The sequence below is a fragment of the Salinarimonas soli genome, from assembly GCF_008386575.1.
In the GTDB taxonomy this organism is placed as follows: domain Bacteria; phylum Pseudomonadota; class Alphaproteobacteria; order Rhizobiales; family Beijerinckiaceae; genus Salinarimonas_A; species Salinarimonas_A soli.
On the sequence record NZ_VUOA01000095.1, the window covers coordinates 1 to 277 of the forward strand.

The 277-nt window shown below is 68.2% G+C and carries 1 protein-coding gene; it reads left to right on the forward strand.

Annotated elements, in window-relative coordinates:
* Positions 1-277: 5'-nucleotidase C-terminal domain-containing protein (locus F0L46_RS25375; protein ID WP_188312153.1), on the forward strand; the 277-nt coding region annotated here is incomplete at both ends.

Sequence of the window (277 nt, forward strand, 5' to 3'; positions counted from 1 at the left end):
GAAGCCCGGCCCCATCGCCATCAAGGACGTGGCCGACATCTACCTCTACCCGAACACCCTCCAGGCCGTGCGGGTGACGGGCGCGCAGGTGCGCGAGTGGCTGGAGCGCTCGGCGGGCATCTTCAACCGGATCGACCCGGCCAAAACCGAGGAGCAGCCCCTCATCAACGGCGCCTTCCCGGCCTTCAACTACGACGTCATCGACGGGGTCACCTACAGGATCGACGTCACCCTGCCCTCCCGCTACGGCCTCGCGGGCAAGCTCGCCGAGCCGAAC